Annotated in this window: 14 protein-coding genes, 2 tRNA genes, 4 rRNA genes, 1 other RNA gene and 1 other annotated feature; of the genes, 17 read left to right on the forward strand and 4 right to left on the reverse strand. The window is 39.6% G+C overall.

The annotated features are described in order from the left end of the window. Positions 1-14: 14 nt before the first annotated feature. Positions 15-131: ribosomal RNA gene (gene rrf / locus I5776_RS00065) — 5S ribosomal RNA — on the forward strand. A 60-nt stretch (positions 132-191) separates the two neighbouring features. Here rrf (I5776_RS00065) and I5776_RS00070 read toward each other — a convergent pair. Next, a complete protein-coding gene (locus I5776_RS00070) occupies positions 192-1,133 on the reverse strand; it encodes a YaaC family protein (protein WP_343066409.1) in 942 nt (313 codons plus the stop codon). A gap of 110 nt (positions 1,134-1,243) precedes the next feature. On the opposite strand from I5776_RS00070, the gene guaB reads away from it, so the two are divergent. The 4 genes from guaB to I5776_RS00095 all read left to right on the forward strand — a co-directional run bounded on the left by guaB (position 1,244) and on the right by I5776_RS00095 (position 6,254). After that, positions 1,244-2,710: an IMP dehydrogenase gene (gene guaB, locus I5776_RS00075; RefSeq protein ID WP_202778468.1), complete on the forward strand. Its 1,467-nt coding sequence runs from the start codon at positions 1,244-1,246 to the stop codon at positions 2,708-2,710. A gap of 161 nt (positions 2,711-2,871) precedes the next feature. Then, positions 2,872-4,233 (forward strand): serine hydrolase, encoded by a 1,362-nt coding sequence (locus I5776_RS00080; protein ID WP_425490312.1) that lies wholly within the window; start codon positions 2,872-2,874, stop codon positions 4,231-4,233. Between the two features lie 195 nt (positions 4,234-4,428). After that, positions 4,429-4,730, forward strand: a binding site (T-box leader). 42 nt (positions 4,731-4,772) lie between these two features. Next, the gene (gene serS, locus I5776_RS00090; protein ID WP_202778471.1) at positions 4,773-6,053 is read left to right on the forward strand and encodes a serine--tRNA ligase; all 1,281 of its coding nucleotides are present in this window, start codon (positions 4,773-4,775) and stop codon (positions 6,051-6,053) included. A gap of 108 nt (positions 6,054-6,161) precedes the next feature. Continuing rightward, a tRNA-Ser gene (locus tag I5776_RS00095) sits at positions 6,162-6,254 on the forward strand. Positions 6,255-6,421: 167 nt separating this feature from the next. Here I5776_RS00095 and I5776_RS00100 read toward each other — a convergent pair. From I5776_RS00100 to I5776_RS00110, 3 genes are all read right to left on the reverse strand, one after another. Beyond that, the gene (locus I5776_RS00100; protein ID WP_202778472.1) at positions 6,422-7,090 is read right to left on the reverse strand and encodes a deoxynucleoside kinase; all 669 of its coding nucleotides are present in this window, start codon (positions 7,088-7,090) and stop codon (positions 6,422-6,424) included. Beyond that, a complete protein-coding gene (locus I5776_RS00105; RefSeq protein WP_202778473.1) occupies positions 7,074-7,727 on the reverse strand; it encodes a deoxynucleoside kinase in 654 nt (217 codons plus the stop codon). The genes I5776_RS00100 and I5776_RS00105 overlap by 17 nt, the downstream gene beginning before the upstream one ends. A 198-nt stretch (positions 7,728-7,925) precedes the next feature. Continuing rightward, a complete protein-coding gene (locus I5776_RS00110) occupies positions 7,926-9,212 on the reverse strand; it encodes a glycosyl hydrolase family 18 protein (RefSeq protein ID WP_202778474.1) in 1,287 nt (428 codons plus the stop codon). Between the two features lie 144 nt (positions 9,213-9,356). On the opposite strand from I5776_RS00110, the gene tadA reads away from it, so the two are divergent. From tadA to I5776_RS00170, 12 genes are all read left to right on the forward strand, one after another. Then, entirely contained in the window at positions 9,357-9,860 is a 504-nt protein-coding gene (gene tadA, locus I5776_RS00115; protein ID WP_202778475.1) for a tRNA adenosine(34) deaminase TadA, read from the forward strand. Between the two features lie 87 nt (positions 9,861-9,947). Next, an RNA gene (gene ffs, locus I5776_RS00120) (signal recognition particle sRNA large type) lies at positions 9,948-10,212 on the forward strand. Positions 10,213-10,428: 216 nt separating this feature from the next. Next, complete coding sequence (gene dnaX / locus I5776_RS00125) at positions 10,429-12,114, forward strand: DNA polymerase III subunit gamma/tau (protein ID WP_202778476.1); 1,686 nt, start codon at positions 10,429-10,431, stop codon at positions 12,112-12,114. Between the two features lie 114 nt (positions 12,115-12,228). Continuing rightward, positions 12,229-12,546, forward strand: a complete 318-nt coding sequence (locus I5776_RS00130; RefSeq protein WP_202780613.1) for a YbaB/EbfC family nucleoid-associated protein — start codon at positions 12,229-12,231, stop codon at positions 12,544-12,546. Between the two features lie 12 nt (positions 12,547-12,558). Further along, a complete protein-coding gene (recR, locus tag I5776_RS00135) occupies positions 12,559-13,155 on the forward strand; it encodes a recombination mediator RecR (protein WP_202778477.1) in 597 nt (198 codons plus the stop codon). Positions 13,156-13,176: 21 nt separating this feature from the next. Beyond that, positions 13,177-13,392 carry a YaaL family protein gene (locus I5776_RS00140; protein WP_202778478.1) on the forward strand — a complete coding sequence of 72 codons (216 nt, stop codon included), beginning with the start codon at positions 13,177-13,179 and terminating at the stop codon, positions 13,390-13,392. A gap of 86 nt (positions 13,393-13,478) precedes the next feature. Next, positions 13,479-13,745 (forward strand): pro-sigmaK processing inhibitor BofA family protein, encoded by a 267-nt coding sequence (locus I5776_RS00145; RefSeq protein WP_202778479.1) that lies wholly within the window; start codon positions 13,479-13,481, stop codon positions 13,743-13,745. 262 nt (positions 13,746-14,007) lie between these two features. Next, positions 14,008-15,558, forward strand: a 16S ribosomal RNA gene (locus I5776_RS00150). A 244-nt stretch (positions 15,559-15,802) separates the two neighbouring features. Then, positions 15,803-15,878 (forward strand) — tRNA-Ala (locus I5776_RS00155). A gap of 103 nt (positions 15,879-15,981) precedes the next feature. Continuing rightward, positions 15,982-18,926 (forward strand): 23S ribosomal RNA (locus tag I5776_RS00160). 74 nt (positions 18,927-19,000) lie between these two features. Then, positions 19,001-19,117: ribosomal RNA gene (gene rrf / locus I5776_RS00165) — 5S ribosomal RNA — on the forward strand. Together the 16S, 23S and 5S rRNA genes with 1 tRNA gene alongside form the textbook arrangement of a ribosomal RNA operon. Before the next feature lie 191 nt (positions 19,118-19,308). After that, complete coding sequence (locus I5776_RS00170) at positions 19,309-19,512, forward strand: sigma factor G inhibitor Gin (RefSeq protein WP_202778480.1); 204 nt, start codon at positions 19,309-19,311, stop codon at positions 19,510-19,512. The last annotated feature ends 66 nt before the right edge of the window (positions 19,513-19,578 follow it).

The following is a 19,578-nucleotide window of genomic DNA, read 5'->3' on the forward strand; positions in this document are numbered from 1 at the left end:
TAAAATTTATATAGTCTGGTAATTATGGCGAGAAGGTCACACCCGTTCCCATCCCGAACACGGAAGTTAAGCTTCTCAGCGCCGATGGTAGTTGGGGGCTCTCCCCCTGCAAGAGTAGGACGTTGCCAGGCAAATGAAACACGGAGTGTATGCTCCGTGTTTTTTTGTTGCTTCTATCTATTTGACGGACATTACCTTTTTTTACTTAAATATTGATAAACTAGATAGGGCACTTTTTGGGCAGTTATCGATAAAAAGCCTTTTATTAAAGAATAATCATTAGTTGGTGTTGTTTTTAAAAGTTCACACCACCATTCAGTTTCATACCTAGCAATCATACTTAAGTTATATAGCAATAAATAATGTACGACTAGTTCCGGATAATATATATAATTCGATTGCTTGAAAGGCAAACAATATTCTTGTTTAAATAAATGGAATCGAAAGGGAAGTAATGGACTAGAGTCTAAATCTGTTTGTAAAATGATATTTTTCCCTTCCGTAAATACTTTTTGTATTTCTAAACAGTTTCTTTGTTTTATAAATCGGATAAAACTGTCTAAAGTAAGGTGATACTTGTCTAATATAGTAATTGGAATCGTAAAGGTTTGATCAAGTTTATGTACAATAAACATATTAGGCTGCTGGTTAAATAAAAAATATTCATCCAACTCGGGAATTTGTTCTAATAAATCCTTCATAATTATTTTTTCTCCATCCAGTCGTTCCACGTGAAACATTTGTTTTGCAAAGTGAGTACACAATCCTAGTTTTTGAATCTTTATTTCATCATTACTAAATTGATATTGTTGCTTTTTTCTCTTTCTCGAAGATACGCCATGGGCTAATACTGAAGTTGTTTCAGGATAATTTGGGTCTACAGAAAGTAGACATGCCTTTATTAGATGGATAAGACCATAAAAAAGTAATACTGGTTTTATAGCCATGGGCGCCTTTGCTGCTTGGTCATAATAAAGTTCCCCATGTTGTAAATAATAAATAAAAGGATAGCAATTTTCATAGCTCTTTATATCGGCTTTTTCATTAAGTGATTCTTTGTAACAATGATGCAAAAACTTTTGAGTAGTTTCAGCAGAATGGAAATATGTTAGTTTTTGCCAAATATCTTGCAAAATAATGACCTCCAAGTTATTAGAAAAGTTAGACATATACAGATTTCCTTGACAGTAGTTTAACCAATTGATAACCTACTAATAATATTTTTGGAGCAGGAGGAATAGAAATGTGGGAAACTAAATTTGCTAAAGAAGGTTTAACATTTGATGACGTGTTACTAGTTCCAGCTAAATCTGAGGTATTACCAAAGGATGTAAATCTACAAGTAGAACTAACTAAATCTTTGAAGTTAAATATTCCAATTATCAGTGCCGGAATGGATACTGTTACAGAAGCTGAAATGGCAATTTCAATGGCAAGACAGGGTGGACTAGGAATTATCCACAAAAATATGAGCATTGAACAACAAGCTGAGCAGGTTGATAAAGTTAAACGTTCCGAAAGTGGAGTCATTACAGATCCCTTTTTTCTAACTCCTGATCATCAAGTTTTTAGCGCAGAACATTTAATGGGGAAATATCGAATTTCTGGTGTTCCGATTGTAAATAACGAAGAGGAACTAAAATTAGTAGGAATTCTTACAAACCGCGATTTGCGATTTATTGAAGACTTTTCAATTCAAATCTCAGATGTAATGACTAAAGAAAATTTAGTTACAGCTCCAGTAGGCACAACCTTAAATGAAGCAGAGAAAATTCTTCAGAAACATAAGATAGAAAAACTACCTCTAGTAGACGAAAATGGAGTTCTTAAAGGTTTAATTACAATTAAAGATATTGAAAAAGTAATTGAATTTCCTAATTCAGCTAAAGATAGCGTTGGCAGACTTCTCGTCGGTGCAGCTGTAGGTGTAACAAAAGATACAATGAAACGTGTTGAAGCACTTGTAAAATCAAATGTCGATGTTATTGTCATCGACACTGCACATGGTCATTCTAAAGGAGTGACTGATACAGTTCGCGAAATTAGGGAAGCTTATCCTAATTTAAATATTATTGCAGGTAATGTGGCAACAGCCGATGCCACTCGGGAATTAATTCTTGCAGGTGCTGATATTGTAAAAGTAGGTATTGGACCAGGTTCTATTTGTACAACAAGGGTGGTTGCTGGGGTTGGTGTTCCACAAATTACTGCTATATACGACTGTGCGACAGAAGCAAGAAAACATGGAAAGGCAATTATTGCTGATGGGGGAATAAAATACTCCGGAGACATCGTTAAGGCATTGGCTGCTGGTGGGCATGTAGTCATGTTAGGAAGTTTACTTGCAGGAACATCTGAAAGTCCTGGAGAAACTGAAATATTCCAAGGACGTCGTTTTAAAGTATACCGTGGGATGGGATCAGTTTCTGCAATGGAACAAGGTTCTAAAGATCGTTATTTTCAGGAAGACGCGAAAAAGTTTGTTCCTGAAGGTATTGAAGGCCGACTTCCATATAAAGGTCCACTTTCAGATGTGATTTTCCAGTTACTGGGTGGTATTCGTTCTGGAATGGGATACTGTGGAACGCAGGATTTGCAGTCATTACGTGATGAAGCTCAATTTATCAAGATGACTGGTGCCGGATTACGAGAAAGTCATCCACATGACATACAAATCACAAAGGAAGCACCAAATTATTCCTTATCATAAGCATCGGTGAACCTATATATACCAAAATGGCAGGAACATATACCTAAAGTATAGTTCCTGCCACTTTTTGTTACTAAGAGCATATTTAACATCGCTACTATTATACAAAAATCTATGATAAAATAACAAAAGTGTATTAAAAATTGATGGAGGGTATGTTAGTGAAGAATACGAGATTAAAAAAATTTATAGCCTTTATAATGGCTTTTTCATTGATATTTGGTATTATACAATTGCCTAAAAAGGCGTTAGCTGCAGAAGATGTATTAGATGTTCATGCGGATGGAGCAATTTTAGTAGAAGCTAGTACGGGGAAAGTATTATATGCAAAAAATGCAGATACAGCACTAGGTATCGCCTCAATGTCTAAAATGATGACTGAATATATCCTTTTGGATTCAATAAAAAAAGGAAAAGTGAAATGGGATCAAGAGTATACTCCAAGTGACTATGTTCAAAAGATTTCACATGATACAAATCTATCAAATGTTCCGTTAAGAAAAGATATGAAATATAAAATTAAGAATCTATACCAAGCTATGGCGATTTACTCAGCTAATGCTGCTACGATCGCAATTGCAGAAACAATTGCTGGATCAGAAACAAATTTTGTTAAGCTTATGAATGAAAAAGCAAAAGAATTGGGTCTAAAAGATTATAAGTTTGTTAATAGTACTGGACTTAATAATAAAGATTTAAAAGGAATGCAACCGAAGGGATCGGGTCCAACAGACGAAAACATTATGTCTGCTAGAGCTACCGCAAAATTAGCATCCCATTTAATTAATGATTTTCCGGAGGTATTGAAAACATCTAGTATTCCGAAAGCAAAATTCCATGCAGGTCCGGGCGAAGATATCAACATGGAGAATTGGAATTGGATGCTCCCTACACTAGTTTATGGAACGAAGGATAGTGGTGTAGATGGTCTAAAAACTGGAACAACTGATTTTGCAGGATATTGTTTTACAGGTACAGCTCAAAAAAATGGCATGCGTGTAATTACTGTTGTGCTAAATGCAACAAACGGAAAAGGTCAAGGTGGATATAAAGCAAGATTTGATGAAACAAGAAAAATGATGGATTATGCCTTTGCGAATTTTTCTGTCAAAGAAGTTTTTCCAAAAGGATATAAAGTTAAAAAACATGAATCAATTCCTGTAGTAAAAGGAAAGGAAAAGAAAGTTAACATTCAAACACAAAATCCATTAGAAATTGTTATTAAAAATGGTGAAGAGAAGCTTTATAAGCCTTCTTTTAATATTGATAAGGACAAGCTTAATAAATCTGGTGATCTAACAGCACCTGTTAAAAAAGGCGAAAAGATCGGAACGCTGACTGCGGAATATAGTGGCAAAAATGATTTTGGTTATTTGGATGGTCATAAATATGCTACTGTAAATGTTGTTACTGCAGATAAAGTTGAGAAGGCAAATTGGTTTGTATTGATGATGCGTGGGATTGGCGGTTTTTTTTCTGATGTTTGGGGTGGAATTACTTCAACGGTAAAAGGCTGGTTTTAAGGAATAATATAAAACAAATTGGGGACACCTGTCTTGACATGGTGTCCTTTTTACTGTTTATGTTCATTTCATCCTGAATTGACAGATGATCTTCGGTTAACTCAATACTTTATTGATATGGTGGAAATTTTAAAAAACCGTAATAAATAGTTGCAAATAGGGAAAAATTGTAGTAAATTAATTGTTAAAATCTAGTCTAAAGCAGTGAGAGGAAATAGTAACAGGATTGACTTCTGTAGAGAGTCGGTGGTTGGTGTAAACCGATGAAGGAAGCTTGCGAATCCCTCCTCGAGTAAGGTACCGAACGAAATAAGGTTTGTGTTTAGTCGATTATCTGTCTAGTTCCTAGAGGTCAAATAACCTTCAGTTTATCGGAGCAGACTAAGGCTTCTCCTTTTCTTATTAGTAAGTACTTTCGGGTAAAACCGTTATCGATTAAGTGGAAAGTATTTATACTTTCAAACTGGGTGGCAACGCGGGTAACTCTCGTCCCTTTTTGGGGATGGGAGTTTTTTATTTTTAACAAGGAGGAGTTATAAATGCTTGATCTAAAATATTTACGGGCTAATTTTAACGAAGTAAAAGAGAAATTACAACACAGAGGCGAGGACCTTTCGGATTTTGATAAATTTGAGGAACTTGATACGAAAAGAAGAGAATTAATCGTCGCAACGGAGGATCTAAAAAGCAAACGCAATGAAGTAACACAAAAAATTGCCCAATTAAAGCGGGAAAAGCAAAATGCTGATGATTTAATTACAGAAATGCGCACGGTAGGTGATCAAATTAAACAATTTGATGATGAATTACGTGTTGTTGAGGAACAATTGGATCATTTACTATTGTCAATTCCCAATATTCCTCATGAAAGTACGCCTGTTGGTGAAACCGAAGACGACAATGTAGAAATCCGTAAATGGGGAGAGATTCGCGAATTCGACTTTGAACCGAAACCGCATTGGGATATAGCAACTGATTTGAATATTTTGGATTTTGAGCGTGCTGCAAAAGTAACAGGCAGCCGGTTCGTATTTTACAAAGGTTTAGGTGCTAGATTAGAAAGAGCATTATTTAATTTTATGTTGGATTTACATGTTGAAGAGCATGGATATGAAGAAATATTACCACCTTATATGGTGAACCGTACAAGCATGACAGGAACGGGTCAATTGCCTAAATTTGAAGAGGATGCTTTTTTGATTGATAGTGAGGATTATTTCTTAATTCCAACCGCTGAGGTTCCAGTGACAAATTTGCATCGTGATGAAATTTTAAGTAGTGATCAATTACCGATTAACTATGCTGCATTCAGTGCATGTTTCCGTTCTGAAGCAGGGTCTGCTGGCCGTGATACAAGGGGCTTGATCCGTCAACATCAATTTAATAAAGTAGAACTAGTGAAATTTGTTAAGCCAGAAGATTCATATGATGAATTAGAAAAGTTGACAGGAAATGCCGAGAAGGTTCTCCAATTACTTGGTCTGCCATATCGAGTAATGAGCATGTGTACAGCTGATTTAGGCTTTACAGCTGCAAAGAAATACGATATTGAAGTTTGGATACCAAGCTATAACACTTATCGTGAAATTTCATCTTGCAGTAATTTTGAATCTTTCCAAGCACGTCGAGCAAATATTCGTTTCAGAAGAGACACTAATGCAAAGCCGGAACATGTCCATACATTAAATGGTTCTGGACTGGCTATCGGCCGAACAGTTGCTGCTATATTGGAAAATTACCAACAGCCTGATGGCAGTGTAATGATTCCCGAAGTTTTACGTCCCTATATGCGTAATGTAGATAAAATTAATTTTAAATAAGATTAGTAATAAAAGATGGGGGGATTGTGCTCCCCCTTTCTTTATAAAAAGTTTCAAAAGACTGTTGACATTGTTGTTTTTAAATGATATATTATTTCTTGTCGATACGGAGGAATACCCAAGTCCGGCTGAAGGGATCGGTCTTGAAAACCGACAGGCGGGTTACACCGCGCGGGGGTTCGAATCCCTCTTCCTCCGCCATTAATAAAACAAAACGCGCATAAATCATTGGAGATTTAATGAAATTCGTTACTTAGTAACGAATTTTTTGTTATCATGAATAATTGGAGTGCAAATAAAAGCCGTCAACCAATTTGGTTGACGGCTATTTTTTTGCTTTAAGCATTAGGCGCTAGGTACTAACCTTTTTACTTTTGTAATTCTTTCGATTGTTTGAGGAAAAAACTAACCTTTTCAACGATAGGTTCTATGGTTGTCCCATCATTCATTAAATCATAATCTTTTATATTGATTCGTAAAACTGGACATGCATTAAAGGAATTTATCCAATTCTCATAACGCTTATGCATTTCAATCCAATATTCAATTGGTGTGTTCTGTTCCATTAATCTTCCACGCTTTTGAATTCGTTCCAAAATATCTTCAATTGAACCTTCTAGATAAATCAGTAAATCAGGGTGAGGAAAGTAAGGAGTCATAATCATTGCCTCAAATAGACTGGTATACGTCTCATAATCGACTTCGGACATGTTTCCTTTTTCATAATGCATTTGAGCGAAGATACCTGTATCCTCATAAATGGAACGGTCCTGTATAAATCCCCCTCCATATTCAAACATTCTTTTTTGCTCTTTAAATCGCTCTGCCAAAAAGTAAATTTGCAGATGGAAACTCCAACGTTTAAAATCTTGATAAAATTTATCTAAATATGGGTTTGTATCAACCTTTTCTAATGAGGTACGAAATCCTAACGAATTTGCCAATGTATTCGTCATCGTTGACTTCCCAACTCCAACTGTTCCTGCAACTGTAATAACCGTGTTTTTAGGAATTGAATATTTATTTCGAAGTTCCATTGATTTTTACCCCTTTTTGTAATAATAACGTGATTTTTTCAATTATATAATTTAAGTCATATGAGTTTTTTACAAAATCTAGTTCATCCCCATTAATCTGGAGGACAGGAATATCCGGATGCGTTTGTATAAAATCCTCCATAAATCTTTTGTAGTCAAAGGATAGTTGTTTAATATAATCAGGACTTATGTTTTTTTCAAAGTCCCGTCCACGCATTTTTATTCGCTTCATAACCGTATCTAAACTTGCATGAATGTAAATAACGATGTTTGGTTGAGGCATACCATCTGTTAAAATGTTAAAAATCTTTAAGTACTTAAAATACTGCTCTTCCTTCAGTGTTCTCTTTGCAAAAATGAGATTTTTAAATATATGATAATCCGCTACGACAGGTTGGTTAACATTTAGATAAGTATTCTTGATGTCCTCGAGCTGTTTGTAGCGATTACAAAGGAAAAACATTTCTAATTGAAAGCTCCATTCTTCTATATTTTGATAGAACTTTTCTAAAAACGGATTTTCATCTACAATTTCCTTTAAAAGATGGTAATGAAAATGTTCTGAGATTGCTTTCGCTAGAGAGGTTTTTCCTATTCCAATTGGTCCTTCAACCGTAATAAACGGTAAATTCTCCATTTATCTTCCTCCTCATGGTTGACCATTCATATAACTTTGTTCTTTTACTACAATTTGTTTGGAATAGAAATTTAAATTAAAAATAAGCCAATAGCTATTTTATCACATGTTTTTATAAGAGGGATAAATAAAAGAAAATGATCAATATTTGTAGGTAAATGAAAAAAATCCCTTTCTTATTTGAAAGGGATTTGCGTTTTACTTTTTTACAATATGGAAATTTTCAACTATGAGGAGCCAGTTTTGCGGAAAAGAAAGTCCAAGTTTCCAGTAACTCATTCCACGAAGTTTTAATTCTTTTACCAAATCAAATTTAGCTTGAATAGAGCGGGCATCTTCAAACCACACTTTATGTTTTTTGTTCTTTTCATCAACATAGTCGATGGTAGGAGCTTGTGCAGTCGAATCATAATTAATTGGAACATTATATTTTGCTGCAAGTTGGATTGCTTGTTGCGGACTAATGGCCTTTGCTGTATCTTTTCCAGGAGTGAAAGGAAGTGTCCAGTCATATCCATATAAATTTTGTCCCATTAAAATTTTGCTTGGGGGCATTTCAGTTATTGCATATTCTAAAACATCCCGAACAGAGTTGATAGGAGATACTGCCATTGGAGGTCCTCCACTATAGCCCCATTCATATGTCATAATAACAACAAAATCAACGATCTCTCCAATTGCTTTATAATTATGTGCCTCATACCAAAGTCCTTTTTGTGTCGCACTTGTTTTTGGTGCTAATGCTGCAGAAAGCATCCAATCCTCTTGGTTAAATCTTGTCTTTGCCTTTCTTAAAAACCGGGTGTATGCCTCCTGGTCAGCTGGCCGTAAAAATTCAAAGTCAATATGAATATCACGAAATCCATATTGTTTAGCTGTTTTCACTATATTATTTAGGAAGTTATTTTGAACTTCTTGGTCATTTAATAATATTCTTCCTAGTTCATCACTAAATTGCCCATTTTCCTGGTTGTAAATGGCCATCACTAATATATTCTGATTTGCCTCTGCTATAATTGCTAGATTTCCGAGTGGTGGTGCCACTAGAGATCCATCTCGTTTTACTTGAAATGCAAATGGTGATAAATAAGTTAGATAGGGTGCAGCTTTTCTTGCGCTGTTCTCTAATGCTTGAGAAACATTATTTCCAAAAGGCTCTACATATGCATTAAATTCAGCATCAACTTTTTTCTTGGGTGGAATATATAATTGCATACCAACGTGTAAAGGGTGGTTTACCGATATCCCATTTATTCGAGCTAACTCTGTATACGGTAAATGGAATTTTTGTGCAATTCCCCATAAACTCTCCCCTTGTTTTACCCAGTAAAAACTTCCGACTATTGGAATAACAATTGTTTGCCCAATAACTAAATCATCAGGGTTTGGAATTTCATTAGCAACAATTAATTCCTCTCTTGGGACTCGGTAGGCATTTGCTATACCTGCCAATGTTTCATTTTGCTTTACCACATGAATTTGCATACGTCCCCTCCTTCGAACAGATAGTATCTGCTACCATTCTATGATTTCATTTGGAAAGTCATGTTGAATTTATGCACTTTTTCTAAAATGATTTATTCTAATATATAATGGGAATAAGTAAATAATATAAAGGTTGGATTGAATGTGGAAACTAATGATGAATATTATATGAAATTAGCTATAAAAGAAGCAATCAAAGCTAAAGAAAAAGAAGAAGTACCGATTGGTGCTGTAATTGTATTGAATGGTGAGGTTATTGCATCTGCGCATAATTTAAGGGAGACAACTCAAAATGCAATTACTCATGCTGAAATATTAGCGATCCAAGAGGCTTGCAAAAAAGTAGAATCATGGCGCTTAGAGGATGCAGAGTTATTTGTTACGTTGGAACCATGTCCGATGTGTAGCGGAGCAATCATTCTTTCGAGAATAAAAAGGGTTGTTTATGGAGCCAGTGATCCGAAGGCAGGTTGTGCCGGTACATTAATGAATCTCCTAAATGATTGTCGCTTTAATCATCAAAGCGCAGTTGTGAGTGGTGTACTTGAAAACGAATGTAGTGAAATGTTAAGTTCCTTTTTTAAAGAAATACGCTTGCGAAGAAAAAGCAAAAGGGAAAAAGACAACATGAGTGAATCCACTAATTAACAATTGCAATCCATTGCTTTTTTTTATAAAAACTAGTATACTTTATCTTGCGTTGATAAAACGCATTTATATTTGGTATCAATTTTGCCGTGCTAGGTGGGGAGGTAGCGGTGCCCTGTACTTGCAATCCGCTCTAGCAAGACTGAATCCCTTCTTGAGGCTAGTTTCCTGTAGGGCCTGCCTTAAGTAAGTGGTGTTGACGCTTGGGTCCTGCGCAATGGAAATCCATGAACCATGTCAGATCCGGAAGGAAGCAGCATTAAGTGGACTATTCCATGTGCCGCAGGGCAGCCTGAGCCGAGCTAACTGCTTAAGTAACGCTTATGGGGGCTAGTCGAGGGAAGGTGCACGGCAGTTACTTTACATATTAAACTCATCCTAATGGATGGGTTTTTTCTTTATTTATTTGTATAATGCCTTCATAATTGTGAATTTAAAAAAGCATATTATCAATAACCATTTTATTCGTTTTCACAATGTTAAATTAGTGATGGATAAGGTATAATATGAGAAAAGAAAAGCTTTTTTCGTTTATTTAGTGTAGGGATATTTTAAAGGAGGAGGGTAAATGAGCTACCAAGCATTATATCGCGTTTGGCGTCCGCAAATCTTTGAGGATGTTGTAGGACAAGAACATGTAACAAAAACATTGCAAAATGCCCTCCTGAACCAAAAGATTTCACATGCGTATCTTTTTTCTGGCCCAAGGGGCACAGGGAAAACGAGTGCAGCAAAAATTTTAGCTAAAGCTGTCAATTGTGAAAAGGCGCCAGTTAGCGAACCTTGCAATGAATGCGACGCTTGTAGAGGAATAACAAATGGGTCAATTCCAGATGTTATTGAAATCGATGCAGCCTCTAACAATGGTGTTGAAGAAATACGTGATATCAGAGACAAAGTGAAATTTGCACCGAATGTTGTTCCACATAAAGTATATATCATTGACGAGGTACATATGCTCTCTATTGGAGCATTTAATGCTCTCTTGAAAACTTTAGAGGAACCGCCGAAACACGTTATATTTATTTTGGCAACAACTGAACCACACAAAATTCCTTTGACCATTATTTCACGTTGTCAGCGTTTTGATTTTAAGAGAATCACAGCACAAGATATTACAGGGCGAATGGCACGTATTGCTACTGAGTCTGGTATTCAATTTGAAGATTCAGCTTTGACGATAATAGCACGTGCTGCTGAAGGCGGAATGAGGGATGCGCTGAGCTTAATGGATCAGGCGGTTTCCTTTGGCCAAGAGAAAGTGACAGTAGAAGATGCGTTAACAGTAACGGGATCAATTTCCCAATCGTATTTGAATAAATTAGCGCGAGCTATCTATGAAAAAAATATTGCAGATACTCTGCAGGTGTTTGAAGAATTATTGTATCAAGGAAAAGATGCGACACGCTTTGTCGAAGATTTAATTTTATATTTTCGTGATATGCTTCTATATAAGACAGCTCCAGGACTTGAAGAAGCGATTGAACGGGTCATGCTTGATGAAGCATTTCGTCAGCTTTCTGATGAAATTTCCTCAGAACAAATATATGAATTCATTGATATATTAAATAAAACGCAACAAGAAATGAAGTTCTCAAACCTTGCCCGAATATATTTAGAAGTTTCGTTAATAAAATTATGTGAGACCCGAATTAAAAATCAATCAAGTACTCATGCTGATGTACATCAGCTAGTTGAACAAATTGAAAAACTTCAAAAAGAGGTACAGGAACTTAAAACAAACGGAGTTCAGCATACTGAATCAGTAAATAAGCAACCTGCAAAAAAAGCCTCTCGAACGGGGAAGGGATTTAGAGCACAAACAGGAAGAATAAATGATATATTAAAAGTAGCTACAAAACAGGATTTAAATTTAATTAAAAGTCGATGGGGTGACATGCTTGTTCAATTAAATGAACGTCAAATGCGTTCCCAATCCGCACTTTTAAACGATGCAGAGCCAGTTGCTGCGTCTACCAACGCTTTTGTGTTAAAATTCAAATATGAAATTCATTGTCAAATGGCAATGGAGAATCAGAAGTTTTTAGAAGCTATTTCATCAATTTTGGAAGAGTTAACGGGTATTGGTTATCAAACGATTGGTGTACCTGAAGCTCAATGGAATACTATACGGGAAAGTTTTATCCAAAATCAAAAGGCTTCCTCAACGGAACAGGATGAAGCGACGGAAGATCCATTTATAGCTGAAGCAAAAAAACTAGTTGGTAATGATTTAATTGAAATAAAGGATTAGGGGGTTTATCTTTAATTGAATTCAAGGAGCTTAAAGGGAAAACCTTCGATCCAAAATAAAATTTAATAAATCTCATGTAATAGATGAGATTAATACATGGAGGGTAAAAATATAATGCGTGGTATGGGAAATATGCAAAACATGATGAAACAAATGCAAAAAATGCAAAAGAAAATGGCTGAGGCTCAAGAAGAATTAGGAGATAAGCGTATTGAAGGAACTGCTGGCGGCGGAATGGTAACGGTAATTGTTTCAGGGCATAAAGAAATTGTAGAAGTAAATATTAAAGAAGAAGTAGTTGATCCTGAAGATATTGAAATGCTTCAAGATTTAGTACTTGCTGCAACAAATGATGCATTGAAAAAGGCGGAGGAATTAACAAATCAAACGATGGGGCAGTTTACCAAAGGATTAAACATTCCAGGATTTTAAGGGGAAAAAATCATGCATTATCCAGAACCTATAACAAAACTAATGGATAGCTTTATGAAATTGCCAGGTATTGGGCCAAAGACCGCGGCCCGACTGGCATTTTTTGTGCTAAGTATGAAAGAAGATACTGTTCTAGACTTTGCCAAGGCACTTGTAGATGCGAAAAGAAATTTAAGCTATTGTACGGTATGTGGTCACATCACTGACCAAGATCCGTGTTATATTTGTGAGGATACACGACGAGATCGAAGTATTATATGTGTCGTTCAAGATCCGAAAGATGTAATAGCTATGGAAAAAATGAAAGAATTTAATGGGTTATACCATGTACTTCATGGTGCGATTTCACCTATGGATGGTATAGGACCTGAGGATATCAATATTCCGGATTTACTAAAAAGACTACAGGATGAAACGGTACAGGAAGTTATTCTAGCGACAAACCCTAATATTGAAGGGGAGGCTACTGCCATGTATATTTCCCGTCTTCTTAAACCATCAGGTATAAAGATAACTAGGATTGCCCACGGATTACCTGTTGGTGGCGATTTAGAATATGCTGATGAAGTAACTTTGTCTAAAGCTTTAGAAGGACGCAGAGAGGTATAATGAAAGACGAGGTGTATTCACATGTTCAATAGAAAATTAAAATTGCGTAATGAATATGACCAAAAGTTAATAGATTTAATGGCAATAGCTCGGAAAAATTGGCTTCAACAGAAATCCTTAGTTGAAATGAGCTTTGAATATAATGAAGAACTACAATTCCAAAAAAAATTAGCTGAAATGAAATACTTTTTTTTATTTCGGGAAGCAAAGGCTAGAAATATTAGAATAAAAAAGTAAACCACACTATTTTTACATTGTGCAGTTCTTTTTGGACAATCTGTTCATAAAATGGATAATACAATGTGAGGTAAGGGGTGGTTCCAATGAACCCAATAATAATCATTGCGGTTATCTCCGTATTAATTCTTCTACTATTGATAGCGGGATTCACAGGAAAACCGTTTCGGATTATCGGGCAAGTGTTTATAAGACTTGCGATTGGTGCGTTGTTTTTGTTTTTTTTAAATCAGTTTGGTGGGCAATTCGGTATTCACGTTCCAATAAATCTTGTGACTACAGCAGTTTCAGGTTTATTAGGAATCCCTGGAGTAGTAGGTTTAACTATTATTCAAACGTGGATAATAGGTTAAAAATCCGCTTTTTGCGGATTTTCCTATTTTAGGAAGAAATGCTTTTGAAAATTATTTAGAATAAAGGTTGACTATTATACTGATATAGTGATAATATAATACATGTCGCTGAAACAAGTGATAAGGAAATGAAAAAAGTATTTGACACTTTATATTAGCTGTGATAATATAATAAAGTCGCTTAAAGGAAATTGATCTTTGAAAACTGAACAAAACGAAACGTCAATTAATTTATTTTTAAACTAGAGCTATATCAAACATCTTTTTGGAGAGTTTGATCCTGGCTCAGGACGAACGCTGGCGGCGTGCCTAATACATGCAAGTTGAGCGAATCTGATGGGAGCTTGCTCCCTGATGATTAGCGGCGGACGGGTGAGTAACACGTGGGTAACCTGCCTGTAAGACTGGGATAACTCCGGGAAACCGGGGCTAATACCGGATAACTTTTTCCTTCGCATGAAGGAGAATTGAAAGATGGCTCCGGCTATCACTTACAGATGGACCCGCGGCGCATTAGCTAGTTGGTGAGGTAACGGCTCACCAAGGCGACGATGCGTAGCCGACTTGAGAGGGTGATCGGCCACACTGGGACTGAGACACGGCCCAGACTCCTACGGGAGGCAGCAGTAGGGAATCTTCCGCAATGGACGAAAGTCTGACGGAGCAACGCCGCGTGAGTGATGAAGGTTTTCGGATCGTAAAACTCTGTTGTTAGGGAAGAACAAGTATCGTTCGAATAGGGCGGTACCTTGACGGTACCTAACCAGAAAGCCACGGCTAACTACGTGCCAGCAGCCGCGGTAATACGTAGGTGGCAAGCGTTGTCCGGAATTATTGGGCGTAAAGCGCGCGCAGGCGGTTTCTTAAGTCTGATGTGAAAGCCCACGGCTCAACCGTGGAGGGTCATTGAAACTGGGAGACTTGAGTGCAGAAGAGAAGAGCGGAATTCCACGTGTAGCGGTGAAATGCGTAGAGATGTGGAGGAACACCAGTGGCGAAGGCGGCTCTTTGGTCTGTAACTGACGCTGAGGCGCGAAAGCGTGGGGAGCGAACAGGATTAGATACCCTGGTAGTCCACGCCGTAAACGATGAGTGCTAAGTGTTAGAGGGTTTCCGCCCTTTAGTGCTGCAGCTAACGCATTAAGCACTCCGCCTGGGGAGTACGGCCGCAAGGCTGAAACTCAAAGGAATTGACGGGGGCCCGCACAAGCGGTGGAGCATGTGGTTTAATTCGAAGCAACGCGAAGAACCTTACCAGGTCTTGACATCCTCTTGCCCTCCCTAGAGATAGGGATTTCCCTTCGGGGACAAGAGTGACAGGTGGTGCATGGTTGTCGTCAGCTCGTGTCGTGAGATGTTGGGTTAAGTCCCGCAACGAGCGCAACCCTTGACCTTAGTTGCCAGCATTCAGTTGGGCACTCTAAGGTGACTGCCGGTGACAAACCGGAGGAAGGTGGGGATGACGTCAAATCATCATGCCCCTTATGACCTGGGCTACACACGTGCTACAATGGATGGTACAAAGGGTTGCTAGACCGCGAGGTTACGCCAATCCCATAAAACCATTCTCAGTTCGGATTGTAGGCTGCAACTCGCCTACATGAAGCCGGAATCGCTAGTAATCGCGGATCAGCATGCCGCGGTGAATACGTTCCCGGCTTTGTACACACCGCCCGTCACACCACGAGAGTTTGTAACACCCGAAGTCGGTGAGGTAACCTTTTGGAGCCAGCCGCCGAAGGTGGGACAGATGATTGGGGTGAAGTCGTAACAAGGTAGCCGTATCGGAAGGTGCGGCTGGATCACCTCCTTTCTAAGGAATATGGAAGACCACTGACGTGGTTACAACGAATGACGTTCTCGTTTTGTTCAGTTTTGAAGGATGAATTCTTCAAAAAAATATGCAATATATAAAAACAACGACAAGGATTTTTTCTTCCATATCGATGTTTTTTTTCTTTCCGAAAATGGTATATAGCTCAGCTGGTTAGAGCGCACGCCTGATAAGCGTGAGGTCGATGGTTCGAGTCCATTTAGGCCCACCATATAACATCTTCGGGGCCTTAGCTCAGCTGGGAGAGCGCCTGCTTTGCACGCAGGAGGTCAGCGGTTCGATCCCGCTAGGCTCCACCAATTGTTCCTTGAAAACTAGATAAAATGAGAAATAACCAAGTAATAACCGAGAATCGCCACTTTATGGATGAATCCATTAAGTAAGTTATAAACAACCTTTTTAGGTTAAGTTAGTAAGGGCGCACGGTGAATGCCTTGGCACTAGGAGCCGATGAAGGACGGGACTAACACCGATATGCTTCGGGGAGCTGTAAGCAAGCTTTGATCCGGAGATTTCCGAATGGGGGAACCCACTGCCCGTAATGGGGTAGTATCCTTACTTGAATACATAGAGTATGGAAGGCAGACCCGGGGAACTGAAACATCTAAGTACCCGGAGGAAGAGAAAGCAAACGCGATTTCCTGAGTAGCGGCGAGCGAAACGGAAGAAGCCCAAACCAAGAGGCTTGCCTCTTGGGGTTGTAGGACACTCTATACGGAGTTACAAAGGAACGGAGTAAATGAAGAGGTCTGGAAAGGCCCGTCAAAGAAGGTAACAACCCTGTAGTTGAAACTTCGTTCCCTCCAGAGTGGATCCTGAGTACGGCGGGACACGTGAAATCCCGTCGGAAGCAGGGAGGACCATCTCCCAAGGCTAAATACTCCCTAGTGACCGATAGTGAACCAGTACCGTGAGGGAAAGGTGAAAAGCACCCCGGGAGGGGAGTGAAAGAGAACCTGAAACCGTGTGCCTACAAGTAGTTAGAGCCCTATGCATTTATGCAGGGTGATAGCGTGCCTTTTGTAGAATGAACCGGCGAGTTACGATTTCAAGCAAGGTTAAGCTGAAGAGGCGGAGCCGCAGCGAAAGCGAGTCTTAATAGGGCGAATGAGTTTGAGGTCGTAGACCCGAAACCAGGTGATCTACCCATGTCCAGGGTGAAGGTAAGGTAACACTTACTGGAGGCCCGAACCCACGCACGTTGAAAAGTGCGGGGATGAGGTGTGGGTAGCGGAGAAATTCCAATCGAACTTGGAGATAGCTGGTTCTCTCCGAAATAGCTTTAGGGCTAGCCTTAAGGTAAGAGTCTTGGAGGTAGAGCACTGTTTGGACTAGGGGCCCTCATCGGGTTACCGAATTCAGACAAACTCCGAATGCCAATGACTTATCCTTAGGAGTCAGACTGCGAGTGATAAGATCCGTAGTCAAAAGGGAAACAGCCCAGACCACCAGCTAAGGTCCCAAAGTATACGTTAAGTGGAAAAGGATGTGGAGTTGCTTAGACAACCAGGATGTTGGCTTAGAAGCAGCCACCATTTAAAGAGTGCGTAATAGCTCACTGGTCGAGTGACTCTGCGCCGAAAATGTACCGGGGCTAAACGTATCACCGAAGCTGTGGATGGACACCGTCTGGTGTCCGTGGTAGGAGAGCGTTCTAAGGGCTGAGAAGCTAGACCGTAAGGACTGGTGGAGCGCTTAGAAGTGAGAATGCTGGTATGAGTAGCGAAAGAAGGGTGAGAATCCCTTCCACCGAATGCCTAAGGTTTCCTGAGGAAGGCTCGTCCGCTCAGGGTTAGTCGGGACCTAAGCCGAGGCCGAAAGGCGTAGGCGATGGACAACAGGTTGATATTCCTGTACCACCTCTTCACCGTTTGAACGATGGGGGACGCAGGAGGATAGGGTAAGCGCGCTGCTGGAATAGCGCGTCCAAGCAGTTAGAGGGGTGACGAGGCAAATCCCGTCACCATGTACCTTGAGCTGTGATGGCGAGGGAAATATAGTACCGAAGTTCCTGATTCCACACTGCCTAGAAAATCCTCTAGTGAGGTGAAAGGTGCCCGTACCGCAAACCGACACAGGTAGGCGAGGAGAGAATCCTAAGGTGAGCGAGAGAACTCTCGTTAAGGAACTCGGCAAAATGACCCCGTAACTTCGGGAGAAGGGGTGCTCTGTTAGGTGCAAGCCCGAGAGAGCCGCAGTGAATGAATATACCAGGCGACTGTTTAGCAAAAACACAGGTCTCTGCGAAGCCGCAAGGCGAAGTATAGGGGCTGACGCCTGCCCGGTGCTGGAAGGTTAAGAGGAGAGGTTAGCTAAAAGCGAAGCTTTGAATTGAAGCCCCAGTAAACGGCGGCCGTAACTATAACGGTCCTAAGGTAGCGAAATTCCTTGTCAGGTAAGTTCTGACCCGCACGAAAGGCGCAACGATCTGGGCACTGTCTCAACGAGAGACTCGGTGAAATTATAGTACCTGTGAAGATGCAGGTTACCCGCGACAGGACGGAAAGACCCCGTGGAGCTTTACTGCAGCCTGATATTGAATTTTGGTACAGCTTGTACAGGATAGGTAGGAGCCTTTGAAGCCGGAGCGCCAGCTTCGGTGGAGGCGTCGGTGGGATACTACCCTGGCTGTATTGAAATTCTAACCCGCACCCCTGATCGGGGTGGGAGACAGTGTCAGGCGGGCAGTTTGACTGGGGCGGTCGCCTCCTAAAAGGTAACGGAGGCGCCCAAAGGTTCCCTCAGAATGGTTGGAAATCATTCGCAGAGTGTAAAGGCACAAGGGAGCTTGACTGCGAGACCTACAAGTCGAGCAGGGACGAAAGTCGGGCTTAGTGATCCGGTGGTTCCGCATGGAAGGGCCATCGCTCAACGGATAAAAGCTACCCCGGGGATAACAGGCTTATCTCCCCCCCAAGAGTCCACATCGACGGGGAGGTTTGGCACCTCGATGTCGGCTCATCGCATCCTGGGGCTGTAGTCGGTCCCAAGGGTTGGGCTGTTCGCCCATTAAAGCGGTACGCGAGCTGGGTTCAGAACGTCGTGAGACAGTTCGGTCCCTATCCGTCGTGGGCGTAGGAAATTTGAGAGGAGCTGTCCTTAGTACGAGAGGACCGGGATGGACGCACCGCTGGTGTACCAGTTGTCTTGCCAAAGGCATCGCTGGGTAGCTATGTGCGGAAGGGATAAGTGCTGAAAGCATCTAAGCATGAAGCCCCCCTCAAGATGAGATTTCCCTTAGTTTATCTAAATAAGACCCCTGAAAGATGATCAGGTTGATAGGTTCGAGGTGGAAGTGTGGCGACACATGGAGCTGACGAATACTAATCGGTCGAAGACTTATCCTAATTTGATTTGACGTTATTATAAAGTATTTCTCATCTATCTAGTTTTGAGGGAACAAACCCTAAAATTTTTATAGTCTGGTAATTATGGCGAGAAGGTCACACCCGTTCCCATCCCGAACACGGAAGTTAAGCTTCTCAGCGCCGATGGTAGTTGGGGGCTCTCCCCCTGCAAGAGTAGGACGTTGCCAGGCGAAAAAGAACACGGAGTGTAGTCTCTGTGTTCTTTTTTTTATCTTTAATTATTTAATTAAAGAATAGACACAGGACGAAGGTAAAAATCATACAATTGAGTATAATTTATTATCAACTGATTCGTGAATATTAGTAATATTGTATACAACTGTTTAATGAGGGATAAAATAAATGGTATGGAGGTGGAGGAATGGGAGAAACATTAGCAAAGAAAAATATTAGCGAAAATTGCATTATATGTGAGCAGCCGAAGATTTTAGGAATTCATCTTTATACTTCATTTATTTGTTCTGATTGTGAAAAGGATATCGTACAAACAGATACAAATGATCCAAAGTATGAATACTATATTAATCAACTTAAATTAGTGATAAAACCAGAAATCTACTCATAACCAAGCATATTAACCAATGCTTGGTTATTTTATTTCAGGATTTAAAGAAACATTTCTACATCAATA

The organism is Heyndrickxia vini (genome assembly GCF_016772275.1).
GTDB classification, from domain to species: Bacteria; Bacillota; Bacilli; order Bacillales; family Bacillaceae_C; genus Heyndrickxia; species Heyndrickxia vini.

Bases quoted from the DNA above. Each gene is read 5' to 3' on its own strand.
- I5776_RS00140 (WP_202778478.1), top strand. From the start codon at position 13,177: ATGTTCAATAGAAAATTAAAATTGCGTAATGAATATGACCAAAAGTTA.
- I5776_RS00105 (WP_202778473.1), bottom strand. From the start codon at position 7,727: ATGGAGAATTTACCGTTTATTACGGTTGAAGGACCAATTGGAATAGGA.
- I5776_RS00110 (WP_202778474.1), bottom strand. From the start codon at position 9,212: ATGCAAATTCATGTGGTAAAGCAAAATGAAACATTGGCAGGTATAGCA.
- I5776_RS00100 (WP_202778472.1), bottom strand. From the start codon at position 7,090: ATGGAACTTCGAAATAAATATTCAATTCCTAAAAACACGGTTATTACA.
- I5776_RS00130 (WP_202780613.1), top strand. From the start codon at position 12,229: ATGCGTGGTATGGGAAATATGCAAAACATGATGAAACAAATGCAAAAA.
- I5776_RS00145 (WP_202778479.1), top strand. From the start codon at position 13,479: ATGAACCCAATAATAATCATTGCGGTTATCTCCGTATTAATTCTTCTA.
- recR (WP_202778477.1), top strand. From the start codon at position 12,559: ATGCATTATCCAGAACCTATAACAAAACTAATGGATAGCTTTATGAAA.
- serS (WP_202778471.1), top strand. From the start codon at position 4,773: ATGCTTGATCTAAAATATTTACGGGCTAATTTTAACGAAGTAAAAGAG.
- dnaX (WP_202778476.1), top strand. From the start codon at position 10,429: ATGAGCTACCAAGCATTATATCGCGTTTGGCGTCCGCAAATCTTTGAG.
- I5776_RS00170 (WP_202778480.1), top strand. From the start codon at position 19,309: ATGGGAGAAACATTAGCAAAGAAAAATATTAGCGAAAATTGCATTATA.
- guaB (WP_202778468.1), top strand. From the start codon at position 1,244: ATGTGGGAAACTAAATTTGCTAAAGAAGGTTTAACATTTGATGACGTG.